Source organism: Bifidobacterium sp. LH_417 (assembly GCF_056357035.1).
The window spans coordinates 17,310-37,435 of record NZ_JBKEVI010000015.1; the positions used below are offsets into that span (position 1 = coordinate 17,310).

Annotated in this window: 15 protein-coding genes and 1 tRNA gene; 7 read left to right on the forward strand and 9 right to left on the reverse strand. The window is 65.7% G+C overall.

Annotated elements, in window-relative coordinates; genetic code table 11:
- Positions 1-19: 19 nt before the first annotated feature.
- The 9 genes from AC1AYR_RS08835 to AC1AYR_RS08875 all read right to left on the reverse strand — a co-directional run bounded on the left by AC1AYR_RS08835 (position 20) and on the right by AC1AYR_RS08875 (position 11,405).
- Positions 20-916, reverse strand: coding sequence for a 6-phosphogluconolactonase (locus AC1AYR_RS08835; protein WP_476512311.1), 897 nt, complete (start codon positions 914-916; stop codon positions 20-22).
- Between the two features lie 66 nt (positions 917-982).
- Positions 983-1,978, reverse strand: a complete 996-nt coding sequence (locus tag AC1AYR_RS08840; protein ID WP_476512312.1) for a glucose-6-phosphate dehydrogenase assembly protein OpcA — start codon at positions 1,976-1,978, stop codon at positions 983-985.
- Positions 1,975-3,513 (reverse strand): glucose-6-phosphate dehydrogenase, encoded by a 1,539-nt coding sequence (gene zwf, locus AC1AYR_RS08845; RefSeq protein WP_476512313.1) that lies wholly within the window; start codon positions 3,511-3,513, stop codon positions 1,975-1,977. Before zwf ends, AC1AYR_RS08840 begins: the two co-directional genes overlap by 4 nt.
- 155 nt (positions 3,514-3,668) lie before the next feature.
- Positions 3,669-4,412, reverse strand: a complete 744-nt coding sequence (locus AC1AYR_RS08850; RefSeq protein ID WP_476512314.1) for an amino acid ABC transporter ATP-binding protein — start codon at positions 4,410-4,412, stop codon at positions 3,669-3,671.
- Positions 4,412-5,986 carry an amino acid ABC transporter substrate-binding protein/permease gene (locus AC1AYR_RS08855; protein WP_476512315.1) on the reverse strand — a complete coding sequence of 525 codons (1,575 nt, stop codon included), beginning with the start codon at positions 5,984-5,986 and terminating at the stop codon, positions 4,412-4,414. The genes AC1AYR_RS08850 and AC1AYR_RS08855 overlap by 1 nt, the downstream gene beginning before the upstream one ends.
- Before the next feature lie 151 nt (positions 5,987-6,137).
- Entirely contained in the window at positions 6,138-7,919 is a 1,782-nt protein-coding gene (locus AC1AYR_RS08860) for a C69 family dipeptidase (protein WP_476512316.1), read from the reverse strand.
- Positions 7,920-8,273: 354 nt separating this feature from the next.
- Positions 8,274-8,349 (reverse strand) — tRNA-Lys (locus AC1AYR_RS08865).
- A 1,034-nt stretch (positions 8,350-9,383) separates the two neighbouring features.
- Entirely contained in the window at positions 9,384-10,505 is a 1,122-nt protein-coding gene (locus AC1AYR_RS08870; RefSeq protein ID WP_476512317.1) for a glycosyltransferase family 2 protein, read from the reverse strand.
- Positions 10,506-10,697: 192 nt separating this feature from the next.
- A complete protein-coding gene (locus tag AC1AYR_RS08875; protein ID WP_476512344.1) occupies positions 10,698-11,405 on the reverse strand; it encodes a TetR/AcrR family transcriptional regulator in 708 nt (235 codons plus the stop codon).
- A 188-nt stretch (positions 11,406-11,593) separates the two neighbouring features.
- Between AC1AYR_RS08875 and AC1AYR_RS08880 the strand changes: the two genes are divergently transcribed.
- From AC1AYR_RS08880 to ftsY, 7 genes are all read left to right on the forward strand, one after another.
- Positions 11,594-12,661 carry a LacI family DNA-binding transcriptional regulator gene (locus tag AC1AYR_RS08880; protein WP_476512318.1) on the forward strand — a complete coding sequence of 356 codons (1,068 nt, stop codon included), beginning with the start codon at positions 11,594-11,596 and terminating at the stop codon, positions 12,659-12,661.
- A gap of 467 nt (positions 12,662-13,128) precedes the next feature.
- A complete protein-coding gene (locus AC1AYR_RS08885; RefSeq protein WP_476512319.1) occupies positions 13,129-14,631 on the forward strand; it encodes a sugar ABC transporter ATP-binding protein in 1,503 nt (500 codons plus the stop codon).
- A gap of 124 nt (positions 14,632-14,755) precedes the next feature.
- Complete coding sequence (locus AC1AYR_RS08890) at positions 14,756-15,745, forward strand: ABC transporter permease (RefSeq protein ID WP_476512320.1); 990 nt, start codon at positions 14,756-14,758, stop codon at positions 15,743-15,745.
- Between the two features lie 271 nt (positions 15,746-16,016).
- Positions 16,017-16,898: a D-ribose ABC transporter substrate-binding protein gene (locus tag AC1AYR_RS08895; RefSeq protein WP_476512345.1), complete on the forward strand. Its 882-nt coding sequence runs from the start codon at positions 16,017-16,019 to the stop codon at positions 16,896-16,898.
- Positions 16,899-17,042: 144 nt separating this feature from the next.
- Positions 17,043-17,438, forward strand: a complete 396-nt coding sequence (gene rbsD / locus AC1AYR_RS08900; RefSeq protein ID WP_476512321.1) for a D-ribose pyranase — start codon at positions 17,043-17,045, stop codon at positions 17,436-17,438.
- A gap of 43 nt (positions 17,439-17,481) precedes the next feature.
- Positions 17,482-18,486, forward strand: coding sequence for a ribokinase (locus AC1AYR_RS08905; RefSeq protein ID WP_476512322.1), 1,005 nt, complete (start codon positions 17,482-17,484; stop codon positions 18,484-18,486).
- 230 nt (positions 18,487-18,716) lie between these two features.
- Complete coding sequence (gene ftsY, locus AC1AYR_RS08910) at positions 18,717-20,126, forward strand: signal recognition particle-docking protein FtsY (RefSeq protein ID WP_476512323.1); 1,410 nt, start codon at positions 18,717-18,719, stop codon at positions 20,124-20,126.

A 20,126-nucleotide genomic window follows, 5' to 3' on the forward strand; every position in this document is an offset into this window, starting at 1 on the left:
TCTCCTCGGCCCTTCAGGCCTACAGCTTCGTAACCGTCTCCTCGGTGGTGAACCAGGTGAACTCGTCCGCTCCGCAAGCGAAGGAGGACGGGTATTCCGGATCGCCTGCAGGCACGACGGCGCCGTCCGGCACCTCGCCGCCCGCGGCGAACACGTGCGCCAACGACTCCGCCTTGCCCGCGCCGGCCGCGAAGAACCAGGTATGGCGGGAGCGGGCGATCAACGGGGCGGTCAGGGAGACGCGCAGCGGCGGCATCTTGGGGGAGTGGGTCACGCCGACGGTCAGACGGTCGCGCACCTCGACCTCCGCATGCCCGGAGGACGCCGGGAACAGCGAGGCGTAATGCCCGTCCGGTCCCATGCCGAGAATCATCAGGTCGAACACCGGCTCCGGCCCCATTTCGCGCACGAGCTCGTCCGCATACGTGCGCGCGGCCGCGTCCACGAGCGCCTCGTTCTCCACGTCGGCGGCGGAGCGCACGAACTCGTCGGGGCTGTCCGCGTCACGCGTGACCTTCTCGATCTCCGATGCCGGACGCGTATCCGCCGGCATCTCGTGGATGTTCGCTTCGGGCAGTTTCCCAGCCGAGACGAGTCCGTCCAGCAGCAGACGTCGCGCCTCGACCGCGTTGCGGTCAGGGGAGTCGGCGGCGACGAAGCGTTCGTCGCTGAACCAGAAGTGCACGCGCGACCAGTCGATCGACGCGGCCAGTGCGGCGAGCGAGGCGTCGGTCGCGACCAGCCCGAGCGGCTGCGCGGCCGAGCCGCCGGAGAGCGCCACGTCGATGCGCGTGCGGCGCGAGCCGTCCGGCAGGCGCTCGGACAGTGCGTCCAGCAGCGCCAGGACAAGCCGGGCCGCGCCGGCATGGATCATCACGGATTTGTCAGGATAGACGACGAGTGTGCGGGTTGCCATAGTTGCTCCTTCATTGGCGATGTGAACACGACAGCCCCCTCGTCGGAGGGGGCTGAAGAACATGGACTAGTGGCGGATCAGGTCCCAGCCTTCGTTGATGACGTCGGCGTAGATCTCGTCCGGATCGATGCGGCGCAGCTCTTCGGTCAGGCAGTCCTCGATCGTGCGCGGCGGCACGGAGATCGCCTGCGGCGCCTGCCCCGGCATCGAGATCACGGCCTGGTCCTCGTGCGGACGTTCCAGCGACACGACGCCGTCCGCGCGCGTGAACGCCACGCCGGTCACCGCCGTCGCGCCGTCGACATATTCCACGTCGACCGGCACGTCGAGCGTGAGACGCAGCCACGCGCACAGCAGGTCCATCGGCAGGAACTCGCGCGGGCCGGTCACCTTCACTGCCGTGATCGGCAGGTGCGGCGGCTGGTCGAGCATCGAGGCGAGCAGTCCGCGCCACACGGTCAAGCGCGTCCATGACAGGTCGATGTCCTCCGGCGTCCAGCTGCGGCGCAGGCGTTCGATCGTCGCCTCCGGGTTGTTGGAGCGCAGCGCGTCGGTGATGCGGCTGCGCGCCATCGCGCCCATGAGGTCCTTCGCCGGGTTGGACGGCGGCGTGGTCGGCCACCACGCGACGACCGGCACGTCCGGCACGAGCAGCGGGATAACCAGTGTGTCCGGATGGTTGATGAGTCCGTTGCGGGGGCGCAGGATGATGATCTCGCCCGCGCCGGCGTCCGCGCCGAAGCGCACCTGCGCGTTGAGGTTCGATTCCGCGGGCCCGTCGGTCAGGTCGATGGCTGGGTTGTCGGTCTTTTCCATCGCCTTCGCGCCGCCGTCCGCGCCGTCGTCGCGGTGCGACGTGTCCGGCACGATCGCGATGACACGGCACGGGTGCTCGCGGCTGGCCGCGTTGGCGACTTCGAGCGCGTGCTCGAGTTCGCCTTCATCGGTGGCGATGAGCAGCGTGAGCACGCGGCCAGTCGCCGATTCGCCGCGCTCCTCGTGCAGCTCGTCGATCTTGTGCGCGATCTCGCGCGTGCGGGTGTTCGGCATATCGATGATCATGGCATCCTCCAATGGCGGCCTTCGCGCGCCAGCATCTCATCGGCTTCGGCCGGGCCCCAGGTGCCCGCGCGGTACGGCTGCGGCTGGCCGAGCGTCGACCAGAACTCCTCGATCGGGTCGAGGATCTTCCAGCTCAGGTTCACTTCCTCGGTGGTGGGGAACAGCGGCGGGTCGCCGAGCAGCACGTCGAGGATCAGTCGTTCGTAGGCTTCCGGCGAGTTCTCGGTGAACGAGCGACCGTAGCTGAAGTCCATGTTCACGTCACGGACCTCCATCGTGGTGCCGCCCGGCACCTTCGCGCCGAAGCGCATCGTCACGCCCTCGTCCGGCTGTACGCGGATCACGATCGCGTTCTTGCCGAGTTCGCGCACGGCGGTCTGCTCGAACGGCAGATGCGGCGCGCGCTTGAACACGACGGCGATCTCGGTGACGCGCTTGCCGAGCCGCTTGCCGGTGCGCAAATAGAACGGCACGCCCGCCCAGCGGCGCGTGTCGATGTCGAGACGGATGGCCGCATACGTCTCGGTGATGGACTTCGGGTCGATGCCCTTCTCGTCCAGGTAGCCGACGACCTCGTGCGAGCCCTGCCAGCCCTTCGCGTACTGGCCGCGGGCCGTGTTGGCGGCGAGGTCCTTGGGCAGGCGCACGGCGGAGAGCACCTTGGTCTTCTCGGCCGTCAGATCCTTCGCGGTGAAACTCACCGGCTCCTCCATGGCCGTCAGCGCCATGAGCTGGAGCAGATGGTTCTGGATCACGTCGCGCGCGGCGCCGATGCCGTCGTAGTAGCCGGCGCGGCCGCCGATGCCGATGTCCTCGGCCATCGTGATCTGCACGTGGTCCACGTAGTTCGCGTTCCACACCGGCTCGTACATCGCGTTGGCGAAGCGCAGGGCCAGCAGGTTCTGCACGGTCTCCTTGCCGAGGTAGTGGTCGATGCGGAACACCGAACTCGGGTCGAACACCTCGGAGACGACGCGGTCGAGCTCCTGCGCGCTGGCGAGGTCATGGCCGAACGGCTTCTCGATGATGACGCGTCGCCACGCGCCTTCCGTGGAACGCGACAGCCCGGACGCGGCCAGCTGCTTGGAGACGATCGGGAACGCGCTCGGCGGCACCGACATGTAGAACGCGTGGTTGCCGCGCGTACCGCGGTCGCGGTCGAGCTCCTGCACGGTGGCGCTCAGTCGTTCGAACGCCTCCGGGTCGTCGAACGTGCCCTGCACGAACCGGATGCCGGCCGCCAGGTTGTTCCACGTCGATTCCTTGAACGGCGTACGGCAACGCGCCTTGACGGCAGTCTTGACGAATTCGATGAAATGCTCTTGCGTCCAGTCGCGGCGGGCGAAGCCGGTCAGGCCGAAGCTCGGCGGCAGCAGGCCCCGGTTGGCCAGATCGTAGACGGCGGGCAGCAGCTTCTTCTGCGCCAGATCGCCGGTCACGCCGAAGATGACCAGACTGCACGGGCCCGCGATGCGCGGCAGGCGCAGGTCGCGCGGATCGCGCAACGGATTGGTCCAATTGGTATTCCCACTCATACCTATACAGAGTAATAGCCGCCGGCTTGGTATCGCCGACGGCTAAGTGAATTGTTCGGATAGTGGGCCTGTGAGCCGGCCCACTATCCGGGTGGGCCGGTATGGTCCGCAGCGGATTCGTCCGCGGGGTGCGTCGATTGCGGCTCCGGCGCGGACTACAGCACCTTCGACAGGAACGACCGCAGTCGCTCGCTCTTCGGATGGTTGAAGATCTCGTCGGGCGTGCCCTGCTCGTCGATCACGCCGCCGTGGGTGAACACCACGCGGCTGGAGACCTCGCGCGCGAAGCCCATCTCGTGCGTCACGAGGATCATCGTCATGCCCTCCTCGGCGAGCTCGCGGATCACCTCGAGCACGTCGCCGACCATCTCCGGGTCAAGCGCGCTCGTCGCCTCGTCGAACAGCATGACGTCCGGGTTCATCGCGAGCGCGCGGGCGATGGCCACACGCTGCTTCTGGCCGCCGGACAGGGACGTCGGGCGCGCATCGATTTTCTCCGCGAGGCCGACTCGGGCGAGCAGCTTCGCGGCGAGCGCGCGGGCCTCGTCCTTCGGCATCCCGTGCACGAGCGTCGGCGCGAGCATGATGTTCTCGGCGACGGTCATGTTGGGGAACAGGTTGAAGTGCTGGAACACCATGCCGATCTGTTCGCGCACCTTGTCGATGTTCGTGTCCTTCGCGCCGAGGTCGTGGCCGTTGACGACCACCGTGCCCGACGTGGGCGTCTCCAGTCCGTTCAGGCAGCGCAGCAGCGTGGACTTGCCGGCGCCGGACGGTCCGATGATGCACACGACCTCGCCCTTGCGCACCTGGAAGTCGACGCCCTTGATCACCTCGGTGCCGCCGTAGCTCTTGTGCAGGTCGCGCACGTCGACGATGTATTCATTCGTTTCGGCCATTACTTGTTCAACCTCCTATCGGCGATGTTCGCGAGCCAGGTCAGCAGCGTGATGGCCACGAAGTAGATGACGCCCACCATGAGCAGCGTCTCGGTGACGCGGAAGTTCGCCGCGTACAGCTGCTGCGCCTGGTAAAGCAGATCGGCGAAGCCGATAGTGAGCAGCAGCGAGGAATCCTTGAGCAGGATGACCAGCTGGTTGATGACGGCCGGCGTGCCGATCTTCACGGCCTGCGGCAGGATCACCCTGCGCATCGTCTGCGCGTAGGTGAGGCCGAGCGAGCGCGCGCCCTCCGCCTGACCGGGGTCGACCGACTGGATCGCGCCGCGGATGATCTCCGTCAGGTACGCGCCCGAGTTGAGCGACAGCGTGAGCAGGCCGGAGATCCAGATCCAGTTCGGAATGGCGTGCCCGACGAGCTGCGGGATGCCGAAGTAGAAGAAGAACGCCCACACGAGCACCGGGGTGCCGCGGAACACGGCCACGTAGACGCGGGAGATCCACGCGAGCGCCTTGTTGCGGCCCACGCGCATCAGTCCGAAGCCGAGGCCGAGCAGCAGCGCCACGATGAACGAGAGCGCGGTGATGATCATCGTGTTCTTCAGGCCCAGCATGAGTGCCGGCAGCGACTGCACGGCGAGCTGCCAGAAGCCCACACGCTCCACGGTCTTCACGCTGTTCGTGTCCGCGGAGGCGTCGGAACCCAGGTACTTGGCGAGGATCTTGTCGTATTCGCCGGAGTCCTTGAGCTCCTTCAGGCCGACGTTGAACGCGGCCAGCAGCTCGGCGCTCTGGCCCTTGTTCACGGCGAAGCCGTAGTAGCCCCTCGGCACCTTCGGCGTCACGGTCTTGAGTCCGTTGTTCTGCGAGATGCCGTAGGCGAGCACCGGGTAGTCGTCGAACACGGCGGCCGCGTTGCCGGCCTTCACCATCTCGTACATCGTGGCCGACTGGTCGACCGACTTGACGGTGAAGCCGTACTTCTTCGCGATGGACTTCGCGTAGGCCTCGCCTTCGGCACCGGTCTTCGCGGTGACGGTCTTGCCCTTGAGGTCCTGGTATCCCTTGATGGAGTCGTCGCTCTTCGCGACGGCCATCTGCACGCCGGACTGGAAGTACGGGTCGGAGAAGTCGTAGATCTGCTTGCGTTCGTCGGTGATCGACATGCCGGCGATCACCGCGTCCGCCTGATTCGAGCTCAGCGCCTGCAATGCCGCGTTGAAGCCGAGCGATTGGATGGTGACCTTGAATCCCTGCGATGCGGCGATCTTATCGACCAGATCCATGTCGATGCCCACCATCTTGCCGTTCTCGCGGAATTCGAACGGTGCGAACGTGGTGTCGGTGGCGATTGTGTAGGTCTTGCCCTTCGCCTTCTTGGCGAGCGCGCGTGTCGCGTCGGTCACGGTCGACGTGTTCTTGGTCGCGTCGCCGTCGGCGGTCCCTTCGGCGGCGAGCGCCGGTGCCGCCGACAGTCCCGCGACCACCATGACCGCCGCGAGCAGTGCCGTCAGCAGCCGCAGCCAGGCGCGCATTCCGGCTTTCAGCCCGGAGTCGCTTCGTGCTGTGCGCATGCGTGTCCTCCCTTATCTCATTTCTTCGTTCAACCTATGAACGGTATGGGAGGTCTTTTTCCGGGCTGTTACGGATTCGTGAGGGACGACAGGCGGCGACGGCGGTCTTGCGCCGCGTCGTCGCCCGTCGCGTTGTCGCCCGTCGCGTCCGTCACGCCCAACGGTCGGACATCGCGAACGCGTTGTGCATCAGATTGCTGGACGTGTACAGCACGTCGTCGAGCAGTTTCGTCGTGTGCTCGCGCAGGTAGGCGGCCATCGCGTCGTTCGCCGCTTCCAGCGTCGCCGTGACGCCGTTCGCTGCGACGGTGACACCGCCGATACCGCCGATACCGGTGTCGTCGGCCACGCCGCCGATACCGGCGTCCCCGGTTACGCCGTCATCGTCCGCGTTGTCCGTATCGTCTGCACTGTCTGCACTGTCTGCACCGTCTGCACCGTTCGCGACTTGCGCCGTGACCTGCGCGTCTGTTTCGGCCACCAGCCGGTGGCCGAACGCGCGCACGCCTTCCGCGTATCCTTCTACGAGACTGTTCGTCTCGTAGAAGTGCGCGTCGGCGATCACCGCGATGAGACGGTTCGTCCAGTACAGATTGCCGGTCGAGACGGTCGGTGTCGTGTCGCGCAGGTAGGCGGGCGTGTCGCGCACGTTCGCGTAGAACGGCGCGACCGTTGTGAACGGTCCGGAGCCGAACGACGTCCACATGACGGCGCGCGCCGCGTCCGGCGCATACGGGCGCAACTGGATTGCGACCATGTGGCCGGTGCGGTTGACTCCGATCGGACGGTAGCGGTGACGTGACTCCGGCGTACCGGTCGTGCCGTACGGGTCGTACGGCGTGCCTTCGAAATGCGAGGCGAGGATGCGGTCCACGTCCTCGATCGTGATCTTGTTCTCCGGCACGCGGCACCACGGGATGTCGTCGGATGTGGGCATGTAGCGGGCGGCCGGCGAATCCCAGTCCTCGCTCGGGTTGAGGCAGCGCTGCATGTACCAGGCGCGCGGTGTGTTGTAGATATGGTCCTTCGCCGTGGACGTGCCGAACGCGGTGCGCGGGTTGAAGCGGTCCGGCGTCTCCACCGAACCGTCCGCCGCGAAGCCGACCACGCCGCGCGCCGCGCCGAGGCCCGCGCCCGCGCCGAATCCGGTGCCGCGCATCGAGACGGCGGACGCGTGCGCCGGCATCGTGCGGTCGAGCCGATGCGCGGTCATCCACTCGCGCAGGTCGGCGCTGCACAGGTATTCGCGCTGCGGGCCGAACGCGTCCTTCAGGTCGAAGTCGTCGATACCCAGCTGGTTCGGGATGGTCGCATAGCAGTCGTCGGGCACGCGGCGCGCGACCCAATGATGGCCACCGATCGTCTCCACATACCAGATCTCGTCCACGTCGGAGATGATCACGCCGTTCGACTCGTACGTGCCGTATTCCTCGAGCAGTTTGCCGAGACGCTGTACGCCTTCACGGGCCGTGCTCACATACGGCAGGACGAGCGTGATGATGTCCTCCTCGCCGATGCCGCCCGGCTGCTCGGGGCGGTAAGCGGGGTTGGTCGTGCCGTCCGGATTGGTCGGCACGCCCTGGGCCGGACGCAGTTCGACCAGCGGATCGGCGGCGAGTACGCGCTCGTTCACCGCGATCGTCTCCGTGGCGCTCATCGCCACGTTGCGCTCGCTCGCGCCCGCCTCGGCGAGGATGCCGCGGTTGTCGAGCACGTTCGGGGCGATCGTGTAGCGGCACGGCTCGCCGGCGTCCGTCAGGTCGATCTCGACGTGGGAGAGGACGGAACGGTAGTGGCGCGGCTGGTCCTCGGGGTTGACGGTGACGAGTCGTTTCGGATCGTAGCGGCCCGAACCGGAGTCGTCATCGCGCGCGATGATGGTGGAGCCGTCGATGCTGGCGGCCTTTCCGACAAGCAATGTGGTGCAAGACATGACGCCCACTCTAGTAGGCCGGTATGGGCCGTGGTGGCTGGGATTGGGCGGATGCGGGTGCCGGTGCGGGTGCCGAATCGGCGCCGGGCATCATGCCGCGGTGCAGCTGCCCTCCGACGGGTCGACGCCCACGAAAGCGGGTTCGTCATCGGAAAGGACGGGGCGGACGGCTGGCCTGACCCATGCCGCACCGACGGCGCGCGCGAATAGCCCCCACGTTTCTTTGCTTAACCCGGCTGGTGTTTTGCTATTGAATGTGCTGGGTAAATGCTGGGTTGCGTCCTATTAATCTGATTGCGTAGGAAATGTGAAAGCCCTGAAACCGTTGGAAACATTGGCTTCAGGGCTTGTCGATGGTGCCCCCCGTGGGATTCGAACCCACAACCCACGACTTAAAAGGACGCTGCTCTAACCGTTGAGCTAGAGGGGCAACGTTTCCAAGATACACACGTCGCGTGGACATTGCAAACTGCAGCCCGGTCCCGTGTCCGCGTGGAGCAGGCATCGTGGCAATCGTTCACCGAACCTCGATACGGATACAGCAGGCAAGGAGAACATCGGAAATCCTGAGGGAGCATCCGCGCCGTGTCAGAGTCACGAACCGTGCGCTCGTAGAACGGCGGCGACCGAATCGGCATCGACGCGGCCCTCGCCATCGTCGGCATCGTGAAAATCGTTCACCGAACCTCGATACGGATACAACAGGCAAGGAGAACATCGGAAATCCTGAGGCAACATCCGCACTATGCCAGAGAACTTCCTATAGCCCGCAAAGAGAAAGCCCGGCGGGAACCGGGCTTGAGAGAGAAGAGAGAAGAAGGGATTTAGTTATCGCGGCTTTTCAACCGTGGTTCTTAGTAAACCCCCACCTCTTCAATAGGCCATGTGCAAACGCTGGGAAAACCATGGGAATTCTGTGGCGTTCCGGTATGCCTGAGTTCGTCGCATCATGACGATCCCAGCCTGATGCGTTCCGCAGGTGGCGTTCCATGAGGCGAGCGGAACGAATTGGTTGGTGCGTGTCCATGTTGTTTCGCGGAGGGCCCTGTTTGTGAAGCAGCATGGGTACCGGGTGTCCGTCATGCTTCGCTGGGGTCCTTGTGTGAAGCGACCTGGCCTCATACGATCCGATTCGTTTCGCGGGGAAGGCCGTCGGAGAGGCGAATCGGATGCGGTGTGCCCGTGTTGTTTCACGGAGGGCCCTGTTTGTGAAGCAACATGGGCACCGGGTGTCCGCCATGCTTCGCCGGGGTCCTTGTGTGAAGCGACCTGGCCTCATGCGATCCGATTCGTTTCGCGGGGAGGGCCGTCGGAGAGGCGGACGGGATGCGGAGTGTCCGTGTTGTTTCACGAATCGACTGCCCGGCTTGCCCTCAGCATGCTCAGCTTGGACGGTCTTCCCTGCCCTGCCCTGCCCGGCCCGACCCGGCCCCTGCCTGCCCGGCCCGGCCGTGTCCGCGATGGTCAGTTGAATCCGACCACGCGCTCCGCCACGCGGTAGCCCCACCGGATCACGAACCGGCCCGCAGACCCGTGCAGGTTCAGCGCCCGCGACATCGGCTTGCGGCGCACGTCATGGTAGATCGACGGCGAATACGCCTTGATGCCCGCCCACATCCGCTTCTTCTTCGCATAGTTCTCCGGATTGCGCGAGAGAATCAGGAACACGCTCGCCACCGAACTTTCGATCGCGAGGAAGTGGATCATGTACTTGTACAGCCCGTCCGGCACGGTCCCGCGCTCCGGCGTCGCCTCGACCATGCACTGGTTGACGTGGATCAGCTGGTCGACTCGGCGGATCATCACGTCGGTCTGCACGCTCTGCCCGTCGCGCCCGATGAAGTAGTGGTAGAACGGCGTGTCCAGGTAGCGCAGCGACTTCACCCACGGGAACGGCTGGTACGCGTAGATGAAATCGACGTAGAACGTGTGCTCGGGCAGCCGCATGCCGGATGCCCGCACCACGGACGTGCGGAAGATCAGCGCGTGCATGAGGATGTACTCGGCGAGCCCGAAATGCCCCATGTCGTCCCACGTGAGGCGCTCGCCTGCCTTCATCGCGTGACGGAAGTTGACCACGTGCTTGCGGCGCTTGCCGACCTTGTCGTACACGTAGTTGGTGACGAGCATGTCGACCGGGTCGCCGCCTGCGATCTCGTCGCGCAGCACGGCCATCACCTCTTCGAGCGAGTCGGGGCCCACCCAGTCGTCCGCGTCCACGACCTTCACGTACATGCCGCTTGCCGCCGCGATGCCCGTGTTCACCGCGCCGCCGTGACCCTTGTTCTCCTGGTGGATGGCGCGCACGACGCCGGGGAAGCGGCGCTCGAACGTGCGCGCCACCTCCAGCGTGGAGTCTTTGGACCCGTCGTCGACGATGAGCACTTCGATGTCGTCGTTGCGTCGCGCCGCCGTGAGCGACAGCACGCAGCGCTCCAGATAGTCTTCCATGTTGTAGGCGGGTACCACGAAGGTGAGCGTCTTGCCGGCACCGGTCTGGCCGTGGGTTGCGTTGCGTTGTGCCGCGGACTCCGTCGTGGTGGATTCCACGGGCGTGGAAGCCGTCGTCGATGCCGGTTGCGTCATAGGTCACGATCCTCCGGGTCACATCTGGTCTGTTCGGTTCAACGCCTCACCCTAGCACCGGGCGCACTCGGACGGGACTTATGCGCACATCCTGCACATCCGGTTCATGTTCTGTCGCGCGTCTCGCGCGTGGCGTCGCGGGCCGGCTATGGTCTCGCCGGGAGCGCTCATCGCGCGTCGCGCGCCCGTCGGTCAAACCGCGTCCGTCGCCGTGACGCCGTCGCTCGTCGCCGTGTCCGCGGCATCGGCGGACGGCTCCGGACGCGTCGTCTGCCGCGTCTTGCTTGGTTTCGCGGATTTCCCCTCGAAGACGAGTTTCGGTTTCGAGTCGAGCCGGCTCAGTCCGTGCCATGCGAGGTCGACGATGTACGCGGCGAGCTGCTCCTTGCTGACTTTCGGCCGGTCCGCCCAGTACTGTCCGGTGAACACGGTCATGCCGACGAGCATCTGCGCGTAGTACGGCACGCCTTTGGGGGAGAGCTTCTGCCGTTTGAACGTGGCGATGAGCAGGTCCTCGACGCGCATCGAAATGTCGCCGAGCAGCGAGCTGAACGATCCGGACGGGTCGGTGCTTGGCGAGTCACGTGACAGGACCTGGAATCCTTCCGCGTTCTCCTCGATGTAGGTGAGCAGTGCAAGTGCGGTGCGTTCGACGATCTGGCGCGGATGCATGTCCGGGTCGTCGAGCGCGGCGGTGAGCGTGGAGGTGAGCGCCTGCATCTCGCGGTCGACGATCACCGCGTACAGGCCCTCCTTGCCGCCGAAATGCTCGTAGACGATCGGCTTGGAGACCTTCGCGGTGCTGGCGATCTCCTCGACGCTCACCGATTCGAATCCTTTCGAGGCGAAGAGGGATCGTCCGATGCGGATGAGCTGTTCGCGTCGCTGATACGACGTCATGCGTGAGGAATTGGCCATGTTTCCAGCTTAGCCGCCGCCGTGCGACGTGTCTTCGGTGACTTTGCGGCGGACTCGGCTTAGAATACCCAGTGTGGACAGAAATGTGAGCGCAAACAGCGAGTGTTCGCGTACTGCCATGTAGACTGTGATATAACGTTTTACCAACCTGTCTCGCCGAGGAGGTCAGCATGGCATTCGTGACATTGCGCGACGTGGCGCGCAAGGCCGGCGTCTCCACCGCCGCCGTTTCTCAGATTCTGCACGGCAAAGGCCGTTTCTCCGATGAAACGCGCGAACTCGTGCGCAAGACCGTGCAGGAGATGGGCTACGTGCCCGACCAGCGCGCCCGCTCGATGCGCTCCTCCGGCGCGAAAACCGTCGGACTGCTCGTGCCGGACCTGCGCAACCAGTACTTCGCCGACCTCGTTTCCTCGATGGAGGACGAGCTCTATCGCAACGGCGTCTCCACGCTTATCGGCACGTCGTCGGAAAGCGTGGAGCGGCAGGACGCGTTCATCGAGAACCTGCTTGGCCAGCGTATCGACGGCGCGATCGTCGTGCCGCAGGGCGTCGAATCGCCTGGCGTGAAGTCCCTGATTCGCCGCGACCTGCCGCTCGTATTCGTCGACCGTCGCGTGCAGGGCGTGGAATCCGTGCCGTTCGTCGTCTCGAACCCGTACACCGGCATCCGCGGCGCGATGGAGGATCTCATCGCGCATGGGCACCGCCGCATCGGCTACGTCGCGCATCCGTCGCTCGGCTCGTATTCCGTCAACGAGCGTGAGACCGCGTTCCGTGCGATTGCGGGTGATCTGCTCGGCGCGGTGGTTTCGGGTGGCGACCGCGGCGTGGGCCCTGAGGGCGATGGTGATGCTTCGGGCGGTGTCGGCGTGGTCGTCGCATGCGATTCGACCTATGAGTCGCGCGGCGAAGCGCTCGCGTTGTTGCTGGATGCGCGCGTCACCGCCATCGTGTGCGGCTATTCGCCCGATGCGATCACGATCATCGGACTGATGCATGATCGCGGCGTCGAATTGGGGACTGGTGTCTCGCTTGTTTCGTTCGACGACATCGCCGCGTTCCGCCTGATGACGCCGAACGTCGCCGTGATCTCGCAGCAGCCGGAGCTGATGGGGCGGCGCGGCGTCGGGTTGCTCCTCGAATCGATGAGGGAAGGGTTGTGCGGCGAAGGGCACACGACCAGCGTGCCTACGGTGTATATGCCGCGCAAATCCGTTGCGCAAGTGGCTTCGTAGGGGGTACATTCCCTCTGCTGCGAAGTGGTTTCTGCGATTCGCAGGGGTGATCGAGGCGGGATGATTCGACCATGAGCGCCGTCGCGCCGGTCCGGGCGGGCGTCATATCCGGTTCGAGGTGCCCCTCGTAGGCCGATGGGTGTCTGCAACGGGCCGGATGCGCCCCCTTGCAAAGCCTATAGACGCCTGTCTGGGCGTCAAAGAAGAAGGCCGATTCCAGCGGCGATGGGGTAGGGGAGGCTCGTGGACGGCCGGCCGGTCGGCATCCAGGTCGATTCCTGCGGTGATGGGGTAGGGGGCTGCCGGCGCCTCCGACACGCCGGTTGACCGTGATGATAAAACGTTATATCATCAAGTCACGCAGTTGATAAAACGTTAAATCACCTCAGGGATGAGATGACCACAACGTGGCAGTGAGGATTATCAACCGCCGAAGACGTCGGTTCAAGGAGGAAAGCGAGAGACATATGACGCAACTATCTCTGGTGGGCGTGTCGAAGATATTCGGCGCGGCCAAAGTGGTCGACAGCGTGTCGGTCACCGTGGAACCGGGCAAGGTCCATGTGCTCCTCGGTGAGAACGGCGCTGGCAAGTCGACCGTCATCAAGATGATGAGCGGCATCTACCAGCCTGATGAAGGCCACATCGAGATCGACGGCAAGACCGTGCGCATCCCGAACGTGGACGCCGCCCGCAAGTTCGGCATCGCCGTCATCCACCAGGAACTCAACATGGTCCCTGAACTGTCGATCATGGAGAACCTGTTCCTCGGCGCCCTGCCCACCAAGGCCGGATTCATCGACCGTGCGACCATGCGCAAGAAGGCGCGCGCGGCGCTCGACCTCATCGGTCTCGACGAAGACGTGAACACGCCGATGGGTGAGCTCGGCGTCGCCCGCCAGCAGATGGTCGAGATCGCCAAGGCCCTCATGCAGGACGCTTCGATCCTCATCCTCGACGAGCCCACCGCCGCCCTCACCCGCAAGGAATGCGAGCACCTCTTCACCATCATGGAGGAGCTTAAGGCCAAGGGCGTCGGCATGGTGTTCATCTCCCACCACCTCGACGAGATCGCGCGGGTCGGCGACGTCGTCACCGTGCTGCGTGACGGCAAGTACATCGACACGATCGACGCGCAGGCCCCCGAATCCGAGCTCGTCCGGCTCATGGTCGGCCGCAACATCGAGAACCAGTTCCCGCGCGTCGCGCAGGAGCCCGGCAAGACGCTGCTCAAGGTCGACCACCTGACCCGGGCCGGAGCCATCGACGACGTGTCGTTCGAAGTGCATGCCGGCGAGGTCGTCGGCTTGGCCGGTCTGGTCGGCGCGGGCCGCACCGAGGTGATTCGCGCGATCTTCGGCGCCGACTCCTATGACTCCGGCTCCGTCGCCGTCGACGGCCAGACGCTCCCCAAGGCGGACATCGCGAAGACCATCGCCGCGGGCGTCGGCCTCGTGCCCGAGGACCGCCGCACGCAGGGCCTCATCCTCGAAGCCTCCGTCGCCGAGAACCTCGGTCTCGCCACGATGGTCCCCACCTCGAAGTTCGGATTCGCCGACCTCAAGGGGCAGGCGAAGCGTGAGAACGAGACCGCGAAGAAGCTCCGCATCCGCATGGCGAACGTCGACCAGGCGGCGGGATCGCTGTCCGGCGGCAACCAGCAGAAGATCGTCTTCGGCAAGTGGTCGATGGCGAACGTGAAGGTGCTGCTGCTCGACGAGCCGACCCGTGGCGTCGACGTCGGCGCCCGCGTCGAGATCTACGAGCTCATCAACGAGATCACCGCCAACGGCGGCGCGGTGCTCATGGCCTCCTCCGATCTGCCGGAGGTGCTGGGCATGTCCGATCGCGTGCTCGTGATGAGCAACGGCCGACTCAGCGGCGAAATGCCCGCCAAGGAAGCCACGCAGGAAAAGGTCATGTCGCTCGCCGTCTCCCACATGGAAGAGGAGACCGGCGAAAGCCGCTGAGACGCCGAGGCCGCGACCGCAACCACCGCAACCACAGCCGACCACAGTCGGTCACAGCCGCGGCCCCAGCTCCCATGAAACGTAACGGACGAAGAAGTCGAAACACTACAAGGAGAACACTGCAATGACCGCCAAAGAAGCCAAGCTCGGATATGATTCCGGCAACACCACCGCGATGGACAAGGTGAAGAGGTTCGCCTCCCGCAACGGCGCCCTCATCGGCCTGATCATCCTGTGCGCCGCGCTGTCGATCGCCACCCCGGCGTTCCTCACCGGTTCCAACCTGCTCAACGTGGGCATCCAGGCCGCCACCGTCGCCATCCTCGCGTTCGGTCAGACCTTCGTGATCGTCGAGGCCGGCATCGATCTGTCCGTCGGCTCGGTCGCCGCCGTCTCCAGCATGCTGGTCGCCTACACCGGTGCCTCGATGGGCATGCCGCCGTTCGTGACGATCCTCATCGGTATCGCCACCGGCGCCGTGTTCGGCGCGCTCTCCGGCCTCGCCAACGCGTACCTCAAGCTGCCGGGCTTCATCGCCACGCTCGCCATGATGTCCGTCGCGCGAGGCCTGACGCTCGTCATCTCCGACGGCCGCCCGATCTCCACCTCCGGCATGGTCAACTTCTTCGGCTCCACCGTGATCGGCATCCCGATGCCGATCGTGATGATGGCCATCATGGGCGTCATCGCCGCCGTCATCCTCAACTTCACCAGCATCGGCCGCTCCATGTACGCGGTCGGCGGCAACATGGAGGCCTCCCGCCTGTCCGGCATCTCCGTGCACAAGACCCAGATCATGGTGTACGTGCTCTCCGGCGTGTTCGCCGCCGTCGCCGGCCTCGTGATCGCCGGCCGTCTGCACTCCGCCCAGCCGCAGGCCGCCGACGGCTACGAGATGGATGCCATCGCCTCCGTCGTGATCGGCGGTGCGTCGCTCTCCGGCGGCAAGGGCAAGATCTCCGGCACGTTCGTCGGCGCGATCCTCCTCGCCGTGATCCGCAACGGCCTCAACATCCTCAACGTGTCCTCCTTCTGGCAGCAGGTCGTCATCGGTCTCGTCATCGCCTTCGCGGTGAGCTTCGACACCCTGCGCCGCAAGGTCGACACCCACTGATCGGTTCTCCGCCGGTCGGTTCCTCGAACTTCCCTTTTCCTTCCTTCCTCGCCGGTAACGGCGGCCGCGGACCGGGCCATCCGCCCGTTCGCAGCCGCCGCCACCGGACCGACACAACCAACGCGTCCAACGCAACCACAACGCAACCGCAACGAAGCAGTAACCAACCCAACCACCCCAATCCAAGAGAAAGAAGACAATGATGTTCACCTCCAACCCCGCCTTCAAGAAGACCGTCCGCGCCGCGCTCGCCATCGTCTGCGCCGGCACCATGATGGTCGGCGCCGCGGCCTGCGGCGGCTCGTCCTCCGCCGGCGGCGACAAGGTCGCCCTGCTCGTCTCCACGCTGAACAACCCGTTCTTCGTCGACCTGCGCGACGGCGCCCAGGAAGCCGCCAAGGACCTCGGCGTCGAGCTTATGGTCTCCGACGCGCAGAACGATTCCGCCACTCAGCAGAACCAGGCGCAGAACGCGCAGTCGCAGGGCGCGAAGGCCGTCATCATCAACCCGGTCGACTCCGACGCCGCCTCCCCGGCCGTCGCCCCGCTGCTCAGCTCCAACCTGCCCGTCATCTCCGTCGACCGTTCCGTCACCGGCGAGGACGTGACCAGCCACATCGCCTCCGACAACGTGGCCGGCGGCGCCCAGGCCGCCGACGAGCTCGCCAAGTCGATCGGCGAGAAGGGCAAGGTCATCATCCTGCAAGGCACTCCGGGTGCCGCCTCCACCCGTGACCGCGGCGACGGCTTCAAGAAGCAAATCAAGAAGTATTCCGGCATCAAGGTCGTGGCCGAGCAGACCGCGAACTTCGACCGCGCCGAAGCCCTCGATGTGACCACCAACCTCATGCAGTCCAACCCGGACGTGGTCGGCATCTACGCGGAGAACGACGAGATGGCGCTCGGCGCCGTCCAGTCCCTCGGCTCCAAGGCCGGCAAGGACGTCAAGATCTTCGGCTTCGACGGCACCGAGGACGGCCTCAAGGCCGTGAGCTCCGGCACCATGGTCGGCACGATCGCCCAGCAGCCGAAGGAACTCGGCAAGAAGGCCGTCGAGGCCGCGGTCAAGGCCATCAAGGGCGAAAGCGTCGAGAAGACCGAGTCCATCGAGGTGAAGACCGTCACCAAGGAGAACGTCGCCGACTTCCAGTGACGATTCCGGACGGCCCATCATCCCCGGCGGTGATGGGCCGTCCCCCTACCCACGCCCTTGCCGCCATCCCACTCAACAACACACATCCCACGTCCCAAGTCCCACATCAATCCATCACGTTCGAGGAAGAACAGGAGAACCACCATGCTCACCCACGGCATCATCAACGCCCAGCTCGCCCACGCGCTCGCAGGCCTTCGCCATAAGGATCGTTTCGTCATCTCCGACGCTGGCTTGCCCGTCCAGCCGGGCATCGAGGTCATCGACCTCGCCGTCGTGCTCGGCGTGCCCAGGTTCGAGCAGGTGCTCGACGCGCTCAAAAGCGAGCTTGTGCTTGAAGAGGGCCTCATGGCCGAGGAGGCGCGCGGCACCGTCGCCGAACAGTGGGTCAAGGATTGTTTCGAGGTGCCGCTCAGCTATGTGCCCCACGATGGCGATGAAGGGTTCAAGGCAAACGTCGAAGGAGTGCGGTTCGTGATCCGCACCGGCGAGACCACGCCCTACGCGAACGTGATTTTCCGTTGCGGCGTCCCGTTCTGACCGACGGCAGTCACGACGCATGCGAGAAGGAAAGGATGACGACATGACCGACAACACGACGACTCCAAGCGCGGCGACCTCCGCCGACGCGCTCGACCTGTTCTACGACATCGCCGCATCGAAGGCGCTGATCTCCGTGATCGGGTCGATGAACGTCGACTACACGGTGACCACGCAGCGCCTGCCGCAGCCCGGCGAGACCGTCAACGGTGGCCCGCTCACGCTCCTGCCCGGCGGCAAGTCCGCGAATCAGGCGGCCGCCGCCGCGCGCATCGGCGCGAACGTGCGCATGTTCGGCGCGGTCGGCGACGACGCGAACGCCGACTTCCTGCTGACGCATCTGGGCGAGGCGGGCGTCGACACGGCGCACGTCGCGCACGTGCCGGGCCCGTCCGGAACCACGGTGATCGCCGTGGACGCGGATGGCGAGAACACGATCATCTACTCGGCCGGTTCCAACGGCAAGGTGACGCCTACATACGTCGCGGATTCCGCCGCCGCGCTCACCGAGGCGAAAGTGCTCGGCCTGTGCCTCGAAGCGCCGATGGAGACCGTCACCGCATGTGCGAAGCTCTGCCATGACGCGGGACTCAAGGTGCTGCTCAACGATTCGCCGTTCGTGCCCGAACTGCCCGCCGAGCTCATCGCCGCCAGCGACATCCTGCTCGTCAACGAGCATGAGATGGCGCAGCTGATCGGTGTCGACGAGCCGGAGGACGGCGACTGGGACGGCGTCGACTGGAATGCAATCGCCGCGCGCATGCACGGATTCGGTTTCGAGCAGGCGGTCGTCACGCTGGGTGGCGACGGTTCGGTCGTCATCGACGGCGACGACGTGCACCGCATCGCGCCGGTGAAGGTAGACGCGGTCGACACGACCGGCTGCGGTGATTCGTTCATGGGCACGATTCTGGCGGGACTGGCAGCCGGTCACTCGCTGCCGGACAGCGCGCGCCTCGCCTCCTACGTGTCCGCATACGCGGCGACCGGACTGGGGGCGCAGGCGTCCTACGGCACCGCCGAGCAGATCCGCGCCCGCTTCGCGTAAGGGGCGGGTCAGGCTCCACGCACGTGGGGTCGCCCGGGGTTGTGTCGGGGTTGTCACGGTTCCCTCCTTGGTTGGTATTGGAAAACCGATACCAACCAAGGAGGGAACCGTGTTGTTCGGGGAAGGATGCGTGACGGACGGGGAGTGAGACTGATGATTGGGGGACGAGTGTCATGGTCGGGGAGTGCAGTGAGGTGGCTTGGGTGACGGCCGTCGTTACACTGGGGGTCATGGATAGCAATACATTGGCCATGGTCGGCGTCGCCGTAGTCGCGATCGTCCTGATTCTGTTGGCGGTCTGGTTCTCCAAGTCACGCAAGCGTGATCTTGACAAGACGATCGAGGAGCGCGAGGCGCGTCGTGATGTGCCGGAGGCTCCGAAGCCCGAGCCGGCGGCGGAAGCCGGGCCGGAGACCCCCTCCGACGCGGGGCGTCACCTCCCCCTGAAGGGGGAGGAAGAGGTCTCGCCCGAATCTGAACCCGCGCTAGCGCCCGAGCCGGGGACCCCCTCCGACGCGGGGCGTCACCTCCCCCTGAAGGGGGAGGAAGAGGTCTTGCCTGAATCTGAACCGGCGGCGGAATCCGGGCCGGAGGCCCCCTCCGACGCGGGGCGTCACCTCCCCCTGAAGGGGGAGGAAGAGGTTCCGTCCGAACCTGAACCCGCGGCGGCACCTGAACCGGCGGCGGCACCCGCGCCGAAGGCGGAGAAGCCGGAATCGGTGGGCGGGCGTCTCGAACGCCTCAAGGCGAAGCTCGCCAAGTCGAGCAACCCGTTCGGCAAGGCGCTGTTCAACATCCTCGCGAAGGACAACCTTTCCGAATCTGACTGGGAGGACGTCGAGGACACGCTCCTGCTTGCCGACGTCGGCGCCGAAGCCTCCGAACAGCTCGTCGACGAACTGCGCACCGACGCGCGCGTCACCGGCAAGGCCGATGCGGCCGAGGTGCGTGCCGCTCTCAAGGAGAAGCTGCTCGATCAGGTCGGCCGCGACGCGGATCGCACCCTCAACGCGGACAAGCCGGGCGCGAACCGTCCGAGCGTCATCATCATGGTGGGCGTCAACGGCACCGGCAAGACCACGACCGCCGGCAAGCTCGCCCGCCTGTTCGTCTCGGAAGGCAAGAAGGTCGTCATGGGCGCGGCCGACACGTTCCGCGCCGCCGCCGCCGATCAGCTGGAGACGTGGGGCGCGAAGGTGGACGTGCCCGTCGTCCGCTCCGACAAGGACGGCGCCGACCCGGCGTCCGTCGCGTTCGAGGCGAGCGCCAAGGCCAAGGAACTGGATGCCGACGTGCTCATCATCGACACGGCCGGACGCCTTCAGAACAAGGCGAACCTCATGGACGAGCTCGGCAAGATCCGCCGCGTCACCGAGAAGAACCTGCCGGTCGACGAGGTGCTGCTCGTGCTCGACGCCACCACCGGCCAGAACGGCATGACCCAGGCGAAGGTGTTCGCCGAGGCGATCGGCATCACCGGCGTCGTGCTTTCCAAGCTTGACGGTTCCGCGAAGGGCGGCATCGTGATTTCCGTGCAGAAGGAGCTTGGCGTGCCGGTCAAGCTCGTCGGCCTCGGCGAAGGTCCCGACGACCTCGCCCCGTTCGACCCGGAGGGCTTCGTCGACGGCATCCTCGCGTAG